Below are 14,280 nucleotides of genomic sequence, written 5' to 3'. Positions count from 1 at the left end.
GGGCCGGAGGGCGCGGGGCGCGCGGCCTGCTGCGCCATCAGGTCGCCCAGCGGGTCGCCGGGCGGCATGGCGGGGCGCACGGGCGCGGGGGCCGGCGACGGTGCGGCGGGGGCGGGCGGGGCGGTGGCGACGACAGGGCCGTTGCTCGGGGCGGTGGTGGTGCCGCTGCCGTTCTTGGGCGCATCGCGCAGCCGCTCGGCGATCAGCGCTTCCATCGGGTCGATGGCCTGCTCGGGGTACAGGTCGAGCACCAGCCGGTGCTTGTAGGCGGCCACGGGCGCCAGCGAGAACACCTGCGGGCGCACGGTCTGCTTCAGGTCGAACACGATGCGCACCACCTTCGGTGCGTTCTGCCCGATGCGCAGGCCGTTGATGTACGGGTCGCCGGGCTTGATCTTGCCGACCAGGTCGCGCAGCTCGGTGTTCAGGTCGATGCCCTCGATGTCCACGGCCAGCCGGGGCGGGCTGCCGACCACGAGCTGCTGCGAGTTGAGGCGGGCGTCGGACTCGATGGTCACGCGGGTGTAGTCGGCGGCGGGCCACACGCGCACGGCGAGGATGCTGGCGCCGCGCGCGATCTGGTGCACGCCCAGCATCAGCGCGATGCTGCCGCCTTGCAGCAGCACGCGCCGTTTCAGGCCGGTCGCCTTCATGCGGCCAGGCACGCCAGCAGGTCGCTGCCGCGAGGGGTGTTCGCCAGGAGGGTCACGCTGCGGGTGTCGTCGGTCATTGCTTCTATTTTAATAGCTAGGTCGGCAGGTGGGGTGCGCCCCGCGGCGTTCTCCGGCCACTCGGCCAGCTTGAGGCCCGGGCCCGCGAAGATGTCGCGGAAGCCCGCGTCGTCCCATTCGCGCGGGTCGGCGAAACGGTAGAAGTCGAAGTGGTAGATGGCCAGCCCGTCGGGCGCCTCGTGCGGCTCGACCACCGCGTAGGTGGGGCTCTTGATGCGCCCGGTGATGCCCAGCGCGCGCAGCAGGTGGCGCACGAAGGTGGTCTTGCCGGCGCCCAGGTCGCCCTGCAGCGCGATGAAAGCGTCGCGCAACGCGGGCGATGCGGCGAGCGCGCGCGCCAGCGCGTCGGTGTCGTCTTCGCCCTGCCAGCGCAGGGTGCGCGTTTCTACAATCGGCAAGTGATCGTCAGCCATCCACTCGTTGCTCGTATTCAGGCCTTGGCCCGGGAACTCGGATTCTCCCAAATCGGAATCGCGGGCGTCGATCTGTCGAGCGCCGAAGACGGTCTGATGCAATGGCTGGCCCATGGGTTCCATGGAGAAATGCAATACATGGCAACGCACGGCACGCGCCGCGCGCGGCCGGCGGAGCTGGTGCCGGGCACGGTGAGCGTGATCACCGCGCGCATGGACTACCTGCCGCGCGACACCGACGCCGAGTGGCAGACCATCGAGTTCGACCGGCTGCGCCGGCCCGGCGAGGCCATCGTGTCGCTGTACGCGCGGGGCCGCGACTATCACAAGGTGCTGCGCAACCGCCTGGCCAAACTCGCCGAGAAGATCGCCGAAGAGGTCGGCCCCTTCGGCCACCGCGCCTTCACCGATTCGGCGCCGGTGCTCGAGGCCGAGCTCGCCTCGCGCAGCGGCCAGGGCTGGCGCGGCAAGCACACGCTGGTGCTCGACCGCGACGCGGGCTCGATGTTCTTCCTGGGCGAAATCTACGTCGACATGGCGCTGCCGCCGAGCGAGCCCGTCAGCGCGCACTGCGGCAGCTGCAGCGCCTGCATCGACGTGTGCCCGACGCGTGCCATCGTCGCGCCGCAACGGCTCGATGCGCGCCGCTGCATCTCGTACCTGACGATCGAGCACGCCGGCGCCATTCCGGTGGAACTGCGCCCGCTCATGGCCAACCGCATCTACGGCTGCGACGACTGCCAGCTGATCTGCCCCTGGAACAAGTTCGCGAAGAAGAGCACGTTGCCCGACTTCGACGCGCGCGAGGGGCTCACGGGCCGCACGCTGGCCGAGCTGTTCGCGTGGAGCGAGGAAGACTTCCTGCGCCGCACCGAAGGCAGCCCGATCCGCCGCATCGGCCACGAGCGCTGGCTGCGCAACATCGCGGTGGCGCTGGGCAATGCGGTGCGCTCAGGCGAGGGCGGCGCGAAGGAAGCGCTGGCGACGCGCGCCGAACATCCGAGCGAGCTGGTGCGCGAGCATGTCGCGTGGGGGCTGGCGCAGCAGCCCGAAGATCAACCGACTTGAGCGGGAAGAATCTCGCGCACGCGTTCCCACGGCCGGCACATGAGCGTGCCGCGCGGCGACACCACGATCGGGCGCTGCAACAGGATCGGGTTCTCCACGATCGCGTCGAATAGCTGGTCGTCCGTCAGTTTCTCGTCCGCCAGCTTCAGTTCTTCGTAAGGCGCCTCCTTCGTGCGCAGCAGGTCGCGCGCCGTCAGGCCCATCGCCTTCGCCAGCTCGCGAAGCTTCTTCTTCGACGGCGGCGTTTCCAGGTACAGGACGATCTCGGGCTCCACGCCGCTTTCGCGGATCAAGCCCAGCACGTTGCGCGACGTGCTGCAGTTGGGCTTGTGGTAGATCGTCATCGGGTAGGCGGTGGTCGGTGTGCGTGCGGTCATGGCGTCGATTATGAGAAGAGAAGAACGGGCCTCAGCTTGTCTCTTCGTCCGCATCCATCGAGAACGGAAAGCGCGCCGCCCAGAATGCCGCCAGCCGCGGGTCGGCGTCCACGCGCCGCACCACGCGCGCCATGCGCGGCGCCACGCGGTAGAAGCGCCGGCGGGTCGGCGTCCAGCGCGACACCACGGTCACGTACAGGTCGAGCATGCTGAGCTTGTCGCCGAGCAGGTAGGGCGCGGGTTCGTCGATCTGCGTGTCCATGAGGTGCCAGCAGTGCGCGATGCGCGCGGCCGTGCGTTCGAGCACCACGGCCTGCGCGGCGGCATCGGCCGCGAGGCGCGACGGCTCGTCGCGCACCCAGAACATCGAATAGATCGAGGCCGGCAGGTAGACCATCCAGCGCAGGTACTGCGCGCGGCGCGGGTCGCCGGGCGCGGGGCAAAGCCCGGCCTCGGGGTAGCGGTCGCCCAGCCAGATCAGGATGGCCGCACTCTCGGTCATGACTTCGCCCGAAGGCAGCACGAGCGCGGGCACCTGCTGCATCGGGTTGACGCCGGTCAGCCGCTCGCGCTCGGACTCGCCCTCCCAGGGAGCGATGTCGACCGTGTCGACCTGCGCGCCGATCAGCGTCAGCGCGGCGTGGATGGGCGTGGCGCCCGAGCCGGGCGCCCCATAGAGGGTGTAGCGGTCGGCGGCTGCTGCTGCGACCGCCGGGGCGGATGGAGAGGCCATCCGCGCAGGTTACTGCAGGCTTGCGCCTCTTGCCAACCCGCTCAGGCGGCCAGCAGCGCGTCGACCTTGTCCAGCGCCTCGAGCGTCTTGAAGCAGGCCTCGGCCACTTCCGTGCCCTTGATTGCGAAGTGGCGGTGGAAGTACTTGCGGTGCTCCACGTGCTCGTGGAAGTGGTGCGGCGTGAGCACGGCCGAGAAGATCGGCACGTCGGTCTCCAGCTGCAGCGACATCAGCGTGCTGACGACGGTGTTGGCGACGAACTCGTGGCGGTAGATGCCGCCGTCCACCACCAGCGCGCAGCCGATGATGGCCGCGTACTTGCCCGAGTTGGCCAGGCGCTTGGCGTGCAGCGGAATCTCGAAGGCGCCGGGCACATCGAAGATGTCGATGAGCTCACGCGCTACGCCCAGGCGCGCCATCTCTTCGAGAAAGGCGTCGCGTGCCTGGTGGACGATGTCGGAATGCCATTGCGCCTCGACGAATGCGATGCGCTGGCCGCGCGGCGAACCCGACGCGGTGACGGCAGAAAGGGGAAGGTCGTTGATCTGACTCATGGTGTGCCTCTTGAAAGCAGGTTTCCTGAATCAGGGCGCACGAAACCACAGGCCCGCTCGCGCGCCGGTTTGCCAAAAAAGAGCAAAGCAAGGCGCGCGGGCATGCCCGCATTTCGCGCTCTCTTTCATCCGGACTGTGACCGTCGGCTTCGGAATCGCACCGAAATCTGCTGACCCTCGAACCTGTGGCAGGTCCGAGGCGCTCGCGGGCTTGTGCAACTTTCGTTGCCATCACCGCCGGTGGGGAATTGCACCCCGCCCTGAGAACGCTTGCCGTCCGGCGAACCGGACGACGGCGCGATTCTAGAAGCACGCCGCCGGGCCGGTTGTCGCCCGCGCGCCAGACCTTCGAGCGCGCGGGGATTTGCTTCAGAAGCGGTACGTCGCGCTCGCGGTCAGGGTACGGCGCTGGCCGTAGAAGCAGTCGCCGCGCGCCAGGCAGGTGGTGATCTGCACCTTGTCGGTCAGGTTGGCGACGTTGAGTGCCAGGCGCAGCGGACCGTTGTCCCACGCGAACATCGCATCGAACAGCGTGACCGCGGGCGCGGGGTTGCTGTCCATGCCGTCGTACGACTTGCCCAGGTAGCGCACGCCGCCGCCGGCCGAGAAGCCGTGCAGGCCGCCGATCGAGAAGCGCTTGGTCACCCAGGCCGAGGCCGTGTGCTTGGGCACGCCCGAAATGCGCTTGCCCAGGTCGGAGCCGTTGCTCTTCGACACGCGCGCGTCGGTGTAGGCGTACGAGGCGATCCAGTCCCAGTCGCGCGCGATGCTGCCCTTGTACTCGAGCTCCAGGCCCTTCACGTGCACTTCGCCGAGTTGCACGTTGTTGAGCGGGTTGGTCGGGTCGGTGGTCTTGCGGTTGGTGTCGCGCAGGTCGTACACGGCCGCCATGAACGAGGTGCGCTGGCCCGCGGGCTCCCACTTCACGCCGGCTTCCCACTGCTTGCCGCGCTGCGGCTTGAAGGGGTTGTTCGACGTATCGACGCCGCCCAGCGGCAGGAACGATTCGGCATAGCTCAGGTACGGCGCCCAGCCGCCGTCGGCCAGGTAGACCAGGCCGGCGCGCTTGGTGGTGGCCTTGTCGTCGGCCGCCGCGGCGGGGCGGCCTTCGGTGTCGGTGGTGGCCTTGTCGTGGCGCAGGCCCAGCAGGCCGATCCAGCGGCCGTACTTGACCTGGTCCTGCACGTACAGGCCGGCCTGCTTCTGCATCACCTCGGGTGCGCGCGTGTAGCTGGTCGGCGCCGTGTAGTTGCCGTACACCGGCGCGTACACGTCGAGCGCGCCCGCACGGCCGCGGCCCGAGAGCTTGGAGGTGGTGTTGCGCTGGAAGTCGGCGCCCAGCAGCAGCGTGTGCTCGACCTCGCCGGTCTTGAAGTGCGCTTCGGCCTGGTTGTCGAGCAGCAGCATCTTGCCGCCGTTGATGTCGCTGCTCAGGTCGCGCTCGATGGTGCGCTGGTCGGCGTTGAACACCGGGCGTGCCGGACGGCCCGTGAGGCGGTTGGCCGTGAAGCTGGTGTACGAGGTGTTGTACCAGACCTTGCTCTCGGTCGAGCGCAGGTTCTGGCGCACCGTCCAGGTGTCGTTGAGGCGGTGGCTGAACAGGTAGCCCAGCGAGGTGCTGCGCGTGTCGAAGCGGTCGAAGCCCGGCTCGCCGGTGAAGGTCGAGGTCGGGATGCGGCCGTACAGCGAGGGCAGCAGCGTGCCCTGCCACGGGAAGAAGCCGATCAGCGAGCCGCTCTTGTCCTTCTGGTAGGACGCCTGCAGCGTGAGCGAGGTGTCGGCGTTCGGGCGCCAGGTGAGCGAGGGCGCGATCGCGATGCGGTCGTCCGACACGTGGTCGACCTGCGTGCCGCTGTCGCGGTTCACGGCCACGAGGCGGTACATCCACTTGCTCTCGGGATCGAGCGAGCCGGTGAAATCGGCGGCGATCTGCTTGCGCGCGTTGTTGCCCAGCTGCAGCTGCACCTCGCGCTGCGTCTCGGCCTGCGGACGCTTCGACACGAGGTTGAGCACGCCGCCGATGCCGCCTTGGCCGTACAGCACCGACGAAGGGCCGCGCAGCAGCTCCACGCGCTCCAGCATGTACGGGTCGGGCCGGCTGGCGTTGTAGGTGCCGTAGGTGCGTTGCAGGCCGTCGAGATACTGCACGGCGTCGCCGCCGCGGGCCTTGAACGAATCCACGCGGCTGTCGAAGTAGCTCGACACCACGCCGGCCGTGTAGTTGGTGGTCTCGCGCAGGGTGAGCGCGCCCTGGGCTTCGATCTGGTCGCGCGTGACGACCGAGATGGCCTGCGGCGTTTCGATCAGCGGCGTGTCGGTCTTGGTGGCGGTGCTGCCGCGCCTGGCGACGAAGCCCGTCACGGGGCCGGTGGCGGTCTCGCCGGCATCGCCCGAGACGGTGACCGTGGGCAGCGCCTGCCGCGTTTCGGCAGCAGCGGCTTCTTGCGCGTGGGCATGTGCGCTGGCGGCAAGCGCCACGGCGGTGACCGCGAGCGTGGCATAGCCCCGCCGCGTGCGCGGCGTTCCGGGGCGACGATTCTTGGATGTCATGTGCAGCTTCTCCTGTGTCCTGCGTCAGGTGTGTCTAGGGCGGGGGAGTGGCTGCGGCGCGGTCAGGCGCGCCATGGCTTCTCGGGTGCGATCGAAAAAAACGGAAACGAACGAGCGCGTGCCGTGGCGCATTCCGAAAGGAAAGCGCATCCGGCTGGTGTTGTGTGTCTACGGCGTCGTGGGGGCAGTGGCCGGGGGCGACGACGGGATGTGTCGTCGCTCGGGCTGCTGCGTCTTCGTTCCTTCGAAGACGGCTGGCGGGCTCGCGGCGGGCGCGGGCGGCTGGCTGAGGCGGGCGATTATAAAAGGCGGCGTCAGCGGCCCGCGAGGAACTGCGTCATGCGGTGCAGTTCTTCGTCGAGGCTCGCGCGGAATGCCGCGCCCTGCGGCTTCTTCGCATCGGCATAACCGAAGGCCGGCTGCAACCGACCTTCGGGTGCGCTCACGTTGGCCCAGCCGATCACGCGGTCGTGCCACAGCATCGGCAGCGCGTAGTAGCCGAACTGCCGCTTCGGCGCGGGCGTGTAGGCCTCGAACTTGTACGTCCAGCCCCACAACAGCTCGAAGCGGCGGCGGTCCCACACCACCGGGTCGAAGGGCGCGAGCAGCCGCACCGCGTCGTCGGGTGCATGGCGGCGCGAGGCGGGGTTCTCGTCGGCGGGCCAGTACCACGTCGTTCCGTCGATGCGGCAACTGGCCAGCTCCTCGCGCGCCAGCCGCAGCGCCGCCTGCGTCTGCGCGGCCAGGTGCGGCGCGCCGTAGCCGAGCAGGCGCACGAGGTAGGTCAGGCTCGTGGCCGGCAGCGGCGCGTACTTGCGCACCACCAGTTCGATGAGCGCCGCCGCACGCTGCGCGCGCCCGGCGGGGCTGTCGTCGGCGGGCGGATGGCTCACGGCCTCGTACACCCGCGTGCCGCTGTCGCGCCGCACCACGCGCAGCAGGCCCCGGTAGTGCATGCCGTCGAGCAGGTGCGTGGTGGCGTTGCTGGAACCGCCCCAGTAGTTCTGGATGCGGCCGTGCGCGAAGTGCTGCTCGACCTGGCGCGGATGCACCGGACCGTGCTCGCGCACATAGGCCAGCACGTCGGCGGCCTTGCGGCGCGTGTCGGCGTCCCAGGCTTTCTTGGCCTCGCGCGGATGCATCAGCGCCAGGTGTTCGCGCGGCAGGAAGCCGTAGTTGACGAGGCAGTCTTCCTCGATCGCGAGCCGCGCGTATCGGCTTTCGAGATCGCCTGCGCGGTAGTCCTTCACGCGATGGCGTAGCGTGAGGTCTTGCGCCCGCGCCGGCGCACGGATCGGGTCGGCCTGCACGAAGCCGAGCTTGCGGATGGCGGCGGGCAGCGTCGTGGGCGTGAAGAGGGTGCGCGCGACGGCGTAGCGGCGCAGGTCGTCGAGGGTGGGGTCAGCCATGGGGCGGATTGCAGCACAGGTGCCCACTTTTCGCTTCGTGGCGAGTTACTGTTCAGGGCGTCGCTCCCGCCGACGAGGTACCTTGCTCCGCGAATGTCCCCCGGCCTGCGGCCTCCTCCTTGATTTCGCTGCGCAAGGCACCTCATCGACGTGAGCGTGTTCAGAGCACGTGTTGATCGGCGCGCACCAGCAGCGTGCCTCGTGCTCAGGACACTGGGTGCTTCCCGCAGCGAAATCAAGGAGGAGGGGCGAAGCCCCGGGGGACATTCGCGGAGGGAAGTGCCCGGTGGCCTGGGCACGCGCCCTGAACCCGTGGTTGACGTGCCGGTTGCGCCTGCGTGTGAGCCCATCGCACGTGGTCCGTCAGAAACCGCTCTCGGCCGGCATAGCGGCTTGTCGTCGCAAGCAGGCCGACACGTACCATCTTTCATTCAACCTGATGTCGGTGTCACTCATGCCTACTAGCTGGATCGAATCCGAGTCGAAGGTGCTCGCGCGAGCTATTCGCTGCCATCGAACGCTTTCGCATCTTGTCCACTTCGGGTTGGATGGCGCGTTCCCCTTTCCCGAGCACCCCTACGGCCAAGACGTACTCGTGGCGATCAATGTTTTACGTCAGCGCTTGGGGCTCAGCGTGGATGGGCGTCCCGGCGACGTTGACCTTCTGGTTGTGCCCACGCGCGATTCGCCGATGGCCGACCGCGCGATCGCCATCGAGATAAAGATCGTTAGACCGACGATGGCGAAGCCATCCAGGAACGCCAACGCGATGGGCGCCTCTCAGGCCATTGGACTCTTCGAGGATGGGTTCCCATTTGCAGGACTTGTTCACATCTGCATTCCCTCTCCGCTCCCCCCGGAGTTGCATCTGAGCGTTCCGAAGGCGCTCAACAAACTTGGCCCTGACGGGAAGCTGCTTTACTCAGGTGAGTTTTTCAGCTTCGATCCTTTTCCCTTGCTGAGCGCACAGCGGCAGCTTGGGCGTGTCGCGGCTTTGCAGCTTCCTGAGGAGGTTGGCTACAACGTTCTCGGTGTCAACTTGTCGAAAGATGGTCAGAGGTTTGCAGGCCATACCTTGGGCGATGAGCGCAAGGCAGTGCGCAACCCTCGCTCGTCTCCAGATTTGATCGAGGCAATTCGACGCCTGTGCGTCGAGAACCCAGATCTGTTCCGGCGTGTTTGCTGGAACGACGGAGGTGGATAGCTCGGTGACGACCTCTACACCGCGCAGCGATGCCGCTCGATGCAAGCGTCGAGCGTCTCCGCCCCAGGCCGTTGCCACCAGTCCAGGTTCGAAAAGATCTCGACCTCGCTGAACCCCGCAAACCCCGCGTCCTCGACCCACCCGCGGATCTTTTTCAGCTCGACGACCCCGTCACCCATCATCCCGCGATCGGAGAGCAGGTCGCGCGTCGGCGTGAGCCAGTCGCAGACGTGGTACGCCAGCAGCCGCTCGCGGCCGGCGCGGGCGATCTGCTGCTGCAGCTTCGGGTCCCACCAGACGTGATAGATGTCGAGCGCCACGCCGAGCGTGCCGCTCTTGCCTGCGTCGAGTTCATCGCAGAGATCGAGCGCATGTTCGAGCGTGTTGATGCACGCGCGGTCGGCCGCCTGCATCGGGTGCAGGGGCTCGATGGCCAGCGGCATGCCGACCTCGCGCGCGTAGTCGAGCGATGCGGCGATGCCGTCGCGCACTTCATTGCGCGCGCGGCTGATGTCCTTGTACGCCGCCTTGCCGTCGAGCGCACCGGGCAGGGCGCCGACCACGAGCACAAGACAGGGCGCGTCCAGCGTCTTCGCTTCGTCGATGGCGCGGCGGTTGTCGTCGAGCGCGGCCTTCAGGCCGGCCGCATCGGGCGCGGGAAAGAAGCCGCCCCGGCAGTAGCCCGAGAGGCCGATGCCGTGCGCCTTCAACTGCTTGGCCACCTTGTCGAGCCCGACGGCCGCAACCTGGTCGCGCCATGGGCTGATAGCGCGGATGCCGCGTTCGGCGCACTGGTCGATGAGGCGGTCCAGCGGCACCTCGGCACCCGACTGCTTGCGGATGGTCGCCGTGTTGATCGACAGCCAGTCGTGGTTCTGCGAGAAATCGCGCATGGGTTCGCTCAGCCTTCCACGCCGTGCAAGGCCAGCAACGTCTTCATACGCCGCACCGCAAGCTCGGGCTGCTCCAGCAGGTTGGCCGCATCGGCCAGCCGGAACAACTCGGCGAAGTGCTGCAGCGAGCGCGTGCTCTGCTGCCCGCCCACCATCGTGAAGTGCTTCTGGTGGCCGTTGAGCCAGGCCATGAACACCACGCCGGTTTTGTAGAAGCGCGTGGGCGCCGCAAAGATGTGGCGCGACAGCGGCACCGTGGGGCCGAGGATCGCGTGGAACTTCTCGGTGTTGCCTTGCGCCAGTGCGCCCAGCGCGGCACTCGCGGCGGGCGCGATGGCGTCGAAGATGCCCAGCAGGGCATCGCTCTTGCCGTGCGTCGGCTCGCTGCCGAAGCCGTCGCCGGCGATCAGTTCGGCGTAGTTGAAGTCGTCGCCCGTGTACATGCGCACACCCTTCGGCAGGCGGCGGCGCATGGCGATCTCCTTGTCCTTGTCGAGCAGCGAGATCTTGATGCCGTCGACCTTGTCCGGGTGCGCCGCGATGATGCCCAGCGCCGTGTCCATGGCCGCATCGACATCCTTTGTGCCCCAGTAGCCCGCGAGTGCCGGGTCGAACATGTCGCCCAGCCAGTGCAGCACCACGGGCTGCTTCGCCTGGCTCAGGATGCGGTCGTACACGCGCTCGTAGTCGGCGGGGCTCTTTGCCACGCGGGCCAGCGCGCGGCTCGCCATCACGATCAGCTTGCCGCCGAGCGCCTCGATGGCGGCCATCTGCTCCTCGTAGCCGCGGATCACGTCGTCGACGCTCTTCACGTCGTCGATGTTGAGGTGGTCGGTGCCGCAGCCCGAGGCGACGAGCGCGCCCGGCACGTCCTTCGCGGCATCGAGCGAGCGGCGGATCAGCTCGAGCGACGTGGGCCAGTCGAGGCCCATGCCGCGCTGCGCGGTGTCCATCGCCTCGGCCACGCCCAGGCCCAGCGAGAACAGGTGGCGGCGGTAGGCGATGGTGGTGTCCCAGTCGACCGCGCATTGCAGCCACGGGTCGATGGCGGCGAGCGGGTCGGCCACGACGTGGGCGGCCGAGTAGGCGATGCGGTTGAACTTGACGCCCGCATCGGGCTTCACCGGCGCGGTGCCGCGCAGGGCGTAGGGCGCGAGCGCGCCGCTCGCGGTGGGGAGGGTCAGCGACAGTGCCATGGCTTTGTCTTCTTCTTCTTCCTCAGACCTTCAGCGTGGGCACGTCGATCCAGCGGCGCTCTTGCCAGGACGCGAGCGCGGCCTCGACCAGCTGCACGCCCTTGGCGCCTTCGGGCAGCGTCCACTTGTAGGGCGCGTCTTCCACCACGTGGCGGATGAAGTGTTCCCACTGGATCTTGAAGCCGTTGTCGTAGACCTGCGAGTCCGGAATTTCCTGCCACTGGTCGAAGAAGTTCATCGTCTGCTTCTCGTCGGGGTTCCACACCGGGCGCGGCGTGGCCACGCGCGACTGGGCGCGGCAGCTGGACAGGCCCGCCACGGCCGAGCCGTCGGTGCCGTCGACGTGGAAGGTCACGAGGTCGTCGCGGCGCACGCGCGTGGCCCAGCTCATGTTGAGCTGCGCGATCACCGGCTCGCCGTTGTGGCCCGTGAGTTCGCAGGTGGCGTAGGCCGCGTCGTCGGCGGTGGCCTCGTAGGGCTTGCCGGCTTCGTCCCAGCGCGTGGGGATGTGGGTGGCGCCGATGCACGACACTGACTTCACCTCGCCGAACAGGTTGTCCAGCACGTAGCGCCAGTGGCACATCATGTCCAGGATCATGCCGCCGCCGTCTTCCTTGCGGTAGTTCCAGCTCGGGCGCTGGATGGGCTGCAGGTCGCCCTCGAACACCCAGTAGCCGAACTCCAGGCGCACGCTGAGCATGCGGCCGAAGAAGCCCGCGCGGCGCAGCATGTCGAGCTTGCGCAGGCCGGGCAGGAAGAGCTTGTCCTGCACCGCGCCGTGCTTCAGGCCCGTGGCCTTGCCGGCCTCGTCCGCCAGGCGGGCGATCTCGACGGCTTCGTTGAGGTTGGTGGCGATCGGCTTCTCGCAGTACACATGCTTGCCGGCGCGGATGGCCTTGGCCAGCAGCGTGGGGCGCATCTGCGTGGTGCCGGCGTCGAAGAAGACGGTGTCGTCCTTGTTCGCGAGCGCCTGGTCGAGGTCGGTGCCCCAGCGCGCGATGTTGTGGGCCTTGGCGAGCGCTTCCATCTTCTCGGCGTTGCGGCCGATGAGGATCGGATCGGGCATGACCTTGTCGCCGTTCGACAGCGTCACGCCGCCCTGGGCGCGGATCGCGCAGATGGAGCGGATCAGGTGCTGGTTCATGCCCATGCGTCCGGTGACGCCGTGCATGATGATTCCGAGACGTTGGGTGGCCATCGTGGGTTCCTTGGGAGATGCAGGGGAAAAGAGAAAGGGGCTTCGATCGGCGTGGCGCGTGGCAACGCCGGGGCAGGCCGGGCTGCCCCGCGTGCACGACGCGGCGCGAAACCTCGGCGTGGCTGCTGTTACTGCTGGACCGCGAGGCCGGCGGCCTTCACGAGCTGCGCGTTGCTGGTGATCTCGTCCTTGATGTAGGCGTCGAACTGCTCGGGCTTGAGCGTCCAGGCGTCGGCGCCCAGCTTGAGGAAACGCTCCTTCACCTCGGGCGTGGCCAGGGCCTTGACCACTTCGTCGTGCAGGCGGTTGACGACGTCGCGCGGCGTCTTGGCGGGCGCCATCATGCCGATCCAGAAATTGAACTCGGAGCCGGGCACGCCAGCCTCGGTGGTGGTGGGCACGTCGGGCAGGGCGGCGGCGCGCTTGGGCGAGCCCACGGCTAGCGCCAACAGCTGGCCTTCCTTGATCTGGCCGATGACGGGCGCGATGGGCGAGAAGTAGTAGTCGACGCGACCCGACAGCACTTCCGTCACGGCCTCGCCCGATCCCTTGAAGGGGATGTTGGTCGCGTCGATCTTCGCGGCCATCTTGAACTTCTCGGCGTTCAGGTGCGTGGCGCTGCCCTGGCCGGCCGAGGCGAAGTTCATGCTGCCGGGCTTGGCGCGCGCGGCGGCCAGCAGCTGCGGCAGGGTCTTGATGTTCTTGCTGGGCGAGATGACCAGCGCGTTGGGCAGCGACGAGATCGGCGTGACGCCTGCGAAATCGTGCACCGTGTCGAAGGGCAGTTTGGCGAAGGTCGACGGGCTCACCGTGTGCGACGACGAATGGATCATCACCGTGTAGCCATCGGGCGCGGCCGTGGCCACCGCCTGCTGACCGATGGTGCCGCTGGCGCCGCCGCGGTTCTCGATGATCAGTGCCTGGCCCATGCTGGTGCCCATCTTGTCGGCGATGGCGCGGGCAATGATGTCCGTCGTGCTGCCGGCGGCGAACGGAACGATCACGCGGATCGGCTTGGTGGGGTAGCCGTTCTGCGCGGCCGCCAGACCCGGCAGCAGGGCGGCCAGGCAGGTCAGCGAGGCCAGGAGGGTGGTGCGTGCAAGTTGCTTCAAGGTTGTCTCCGCGCGGTCGGGCCGCAGTTCTTGAGTCATCAATTCACCATTGAGTGAATTAGTGAATTGTAGGAACGGCTGCGCCGCAGCGTCAACCGACGCTGCTTGGTGAAAACCCGGGGGCGTGGAAAAGGGCGCCTGCAGCGCCCGAAGGCTCAGTGCAGGACGTAGCCCAGCACGAGGTCGGTCATGTGCGAGAGGCGTTGCGCCATCGCCTTGGGGGCGCGCAGGTCACGCCCGAAGATGGCCGACAGCGTGTGGTTGTTCGAGAGGTAGAAGTAGCACAGCGAGGCGATCGAGATGTACAGCTGCACGGGGTCGACACCGGCGCGAAAGAGGTTGTCCTTCTTGCCGCGCTCCAGCACGGTGTCGAGCAGCTGCACCAGCGGCGAGTTCATCTCCTGGATGCGCTCGGAGCGCTTCAGGTGCGCCGCGCCGTGCAGGTTCTCGCTGTTGAGCAGCGTGATGAACTCGGGATGCTCCAGGTAGTAGTGCCAGGTGAACGACACCAGCTGGCGGATCGCCTCGACGGGCTCGATCTCGTCCAGGTGCAGGCGCTGCTCGGCGGCGCGGATGTCGGCGTACACGCGCTCCAGCACGGCCAGGAACAGGTCGTCCTTGCTGCCGAAGTAGTAGTAGATGAGGCGCTTGTTCAGGCCCGCGCGTTCGGCGATGCTGTCCATGCGCGCACCGGCCAGGCCGCGTGCGGCGAACTCGTCGCGCGCCGAGGCGAGGATGGCCAGTTGCGAGCGGTCGGCGTCGCGCGAGCGCGGCTCGAGCGTTTCGGGCAAAGAGTCCTTGGGGGCCTTCATGACGCGAATTTAACCAATTGGGGAATTAAG

14 protein-coding genes and 1 riboswitch are annotated in these 14,280 nt (G+C 68.0%); of the genes, 2 read left to right on the top strand and 12 right to left on the bottom strand.

Annotated features, from left to right (window positions below):
• Window positions 1–653, bottom strand: a 653-nt coding sequence (locus tag AC07O4_RS31270) for an AMIN domain-containing protein (RefSeq protein ID WP_492735218.1), incomplete at its 3' end; no start/stop codon positions are given.
• On the bottom strand, window positions 650–1,144 hold the full coding sequence (tsaE, locus tag AC07O4_RS31265; protein ID WP_056579690.1) for a tRNA (adenosine(37)-N6)-threonylcarbamoyltransferase complex ATPase subunit type 1 TsaE: 495 nt from the start codon (window positions 1,142–1,144) through the stop codon (window positions 650–652). The genes tsaE and AC07O4_RS31270, both read right to left, overlap by 4 nt.
• Between tsaE and queG the strand changes: the two genes are divergently transcribed.
• Window positions 1,130–2,212 (top strand): tRNA epoxyqueuosine(34) reductase QueG, encoded by a 1,083-nt coding sequence (gene queG / locus AC07O4_RS31260; RefSeq protein WP_495306600.1) that lies wholly within the window; start codon window positions 1,130–1,132, stop codon window positions 2,210–2,212. The genes tsaE and queG overlap by 15 nt on opposite strands.
• On the opposite strand, the gene arsC is transcribed toward queG, so the two are convergent.
• The 5 genes from arsC to AC07O4_RS31235 form a co-directional block, all read right to left on the bottom strand.
• Entirely contained in the window at window positions 2,200–2,589 is a 390-nt protein-coding gene (arsC, locus tag AC07O4_RS31255) for an arsenate reductase (glutaredoxin) (protein WP_495306599.1), read from the bottom strand. The two genes, queG and arsC, sit on opposite strands and share 13 nt — an antisense overlap.
• Window positions 2,590–2,620: 31 nt before the next feature.
• The gene (locus tag AC07O4_RS31250) at window positions 2,621–3,322 is read right to left on the bottom strand and encodes a glutathione S-transferase family protein (RefSeq protein ID WP_495270466.1); all 702 of its coding nucleotides are present in this window, start codon (window positions 3,320–3,322) and stop codon (window positions 2,621–2,623) included.
• Window positions 3,323–3,363: 41 nt separating this feature from the next.
• Complete coding sequence (locus AC07O4_RS31245) at window positions 3,364–3,876, bottom strand: 6,7-dimethyl-8-ribityllumazine synthase (RefSeq protein WP_070061276.1); 513 nt, start codon at window positions 3,874–3,876, stop codon at window positions 3,364–3,366.
• 113 nt (window positions 3,877–3,989) lie between these two features.
• Window positions 3,990–4,148: riboswitch (FMN riboswitch) on the bottom strand.
• Window positions 4,149–4,245: 97 nt separating this feature from the next.
• Window positions 4,246–6,426, bottom strand: coding sequence for a TonB-dependent siderophore receptor (locus AC07O4_RS31240; RefSeq protein ID WP_495306598.1), 2,181 nt, complete (start codon window positions 6,424–6,426; stop codon window positions 4,246–4,248).
• A 314-nt stretch (window positions 6,427–6,740) separates the two neighbouring features.
• Window positions 6,741–7,835 (bottom strand): DNA glycosylase AlkZ-like family protein, encoded by a 1,095-nt coding sequence (locus AC07O4_RS31235; RefSeq protein WP_495306597.1) that lies wholly within the window; start codon window positions 7,833–7,835, stop codon window positions 6,741–6,743.
• 286 nt (window positions 7,836–8,121) lie between these two features.
• Between AC07O4_RS31235 and AC07O4_RS31230 the strand changes: the two genes are divergently transcribed.
• The gene (locus AC07O4_RS31230) at window positions 8,122–9,039 is read left to right on the top strand and encodes a hypothetical protein (RefSeq protein ID WP_495306596.1); all 918 of its coding nucleotides are present in this window, start codon (window positions 8,122–8,124) and stop codon (window positions 9,037–9,039) included.
• Window positions 9,040–9,053: 14 nt separating this feature from the next.
• Here AC07O4_RS31230 and AC07O4_RS31225 read toward each other — a convergent pair whose 3' ends face one another.
• The 5 genes from AC07O4_RS31225 to AC07O4_RS31205 form a co-directional block, all read right to left on the bottom strand.
• The gene (locus AC07O4_RS31225; RefSeq protein WP_495306595.1) at window positions 9,054–9,932 is read right to left on the bottom strand and encodes a sugar phosphate isomerase/epimerase family protein; all 879 of its coding nucleotides are present in this window, start codon (window positions 9,930–9,932) and stop codon (window positions 9,054–9,056) included.
• A gap of 8 nt (window positions 9,933–9,940) precedes the next feature.
• On the bottom strand, window positions 9,941–11,128 hold the full coding sequence (locus AC07O4_RS31220) for a dihydrodipicolinate synthase family protein (protein WP_495306594.1): 1,188 nt from the start codon (window positions 11,126–11,128) through the stop codon (window positions 9,941–9,943).
• A gap of 22 nt (window positions 11,129–11,150) precedes the next feature.
• Window positions 11,151–12,326, bottom strand: coding sequence for a Gfo/Idh/MocA family protein (locus AC07O4_RS31215; protein ID WP_489058688.1), 1,176 nt, complete (start codon window positions 12,324–12,326; stop codon window positions 11,151–11,153).
• A 128-nt stretch (window positions 12,327–12,454) separates the two neighbouring features.
• Entirely contained in the window at window positions 12,455–13,438 is a 984-nt protein-coding gene (locus AC07O4_RS31210) for a tripartite tricarboxylate transporter substrate binding protein (protein WP_139706941.1), read from the bottom strand.
• A gap of 155 nt (window positions 13,439–13,593) precedes the next feature.
• A complete protein-coding gene (locus tag AC07O4_RS31205; RefSeq protein WP_070061270.1) occupies window positions 13,594–14,250 on the bottom strand; it encodes a TetR/AcrR family transcriptional regulator in 657 nt (218 codons plus the stop codon).
• Window positions 14,251–14,280: the final 30 nt, after the last annotated feature.

The organism is Variovorax sp. GW821-FHT09D04, from assembly GCF_059416405.1.
The sequence above is the reverse complement of the archived record's forward strand: the minus strand, read 5'-3'. Positions and strand labels throughout refer to the sequence as shown.

Excerpts from the sequence above, each read along its gene's own strand:
- tsaE (WP_056579690.1), bottom strand. The coding sequence starts at position 1,144 with ATGGCTGACGATCACTTGCCGATTGTAGAAACGCGCACCCTGCGCTGG.
- arsC (WP_495306599.1), bottom strand. The coding sequence starts at position 2,589 with ATGACCGCACGCACACCGACCACCGCCTACCCGATGACGATCTACCAC.
- AC07O4_RS31250 (WP_495270466.1), bottom strand. The coding sequence starts at position 3,322 with ATGGCCTCTCCATCCGCCCCGGCGGTCGCAGCAGCAGCCGCCGACCGC.
- AC07O4_RS31245 (WP_070061276.1), bottom strand. The coding sequence starts at position 3,876 with ATGAGTCAGATCAACGACCTTCCCCTTTCTGCCGTCACCGCGTCGGGT.
- AC07O4_RS31240 (WP_495306598.1), bottom strand. The coding sequence starts at position 6,426 with ATGACATCCAAGAATCGTCGCCCCGGAACGCCGCGCACGCGGCGGGGC.
- AC07O4_RS31235 (WP_495306597.1), bottom strand. The coding sequence starts at position 7,835 with ATGGCTGACCCCACCCTCGACGACCTGCGCCGCTACGCCGTCGCGCGC.
- AC07O4_RS31225 (WP_495306595.1), bottom strand. The coding sequence starts at position 9,932 with ATGCGCGATTTCTCGCAGAACCACGACTGGCTGTCGATCAACACGGCG.
- AC07O4_RS31220 (WP_495306594.1), bottom strand. The coding sequence starts at position 11,128 with ATGGCACTGTCGCTGACCCTCCCCACCGCGAGCGGCGCGCTCGCGCCC.
- AC07O4_RS31215 (WP_489058688.1), bottom strand. The coding sequence starts at position 12,326 with ATGGCCACCCAACGTCTCGGAATCATCATGCACGGCGTCACCGGACGC.
- AC07O4_RS31205 (WP_070061270.1), bottom strand. The coding sequence starts at position 14,250 with ATGAAGGCCCCCAAGGACTCTTTGCCCGAAACGCTCGAGCCGCGCTCG.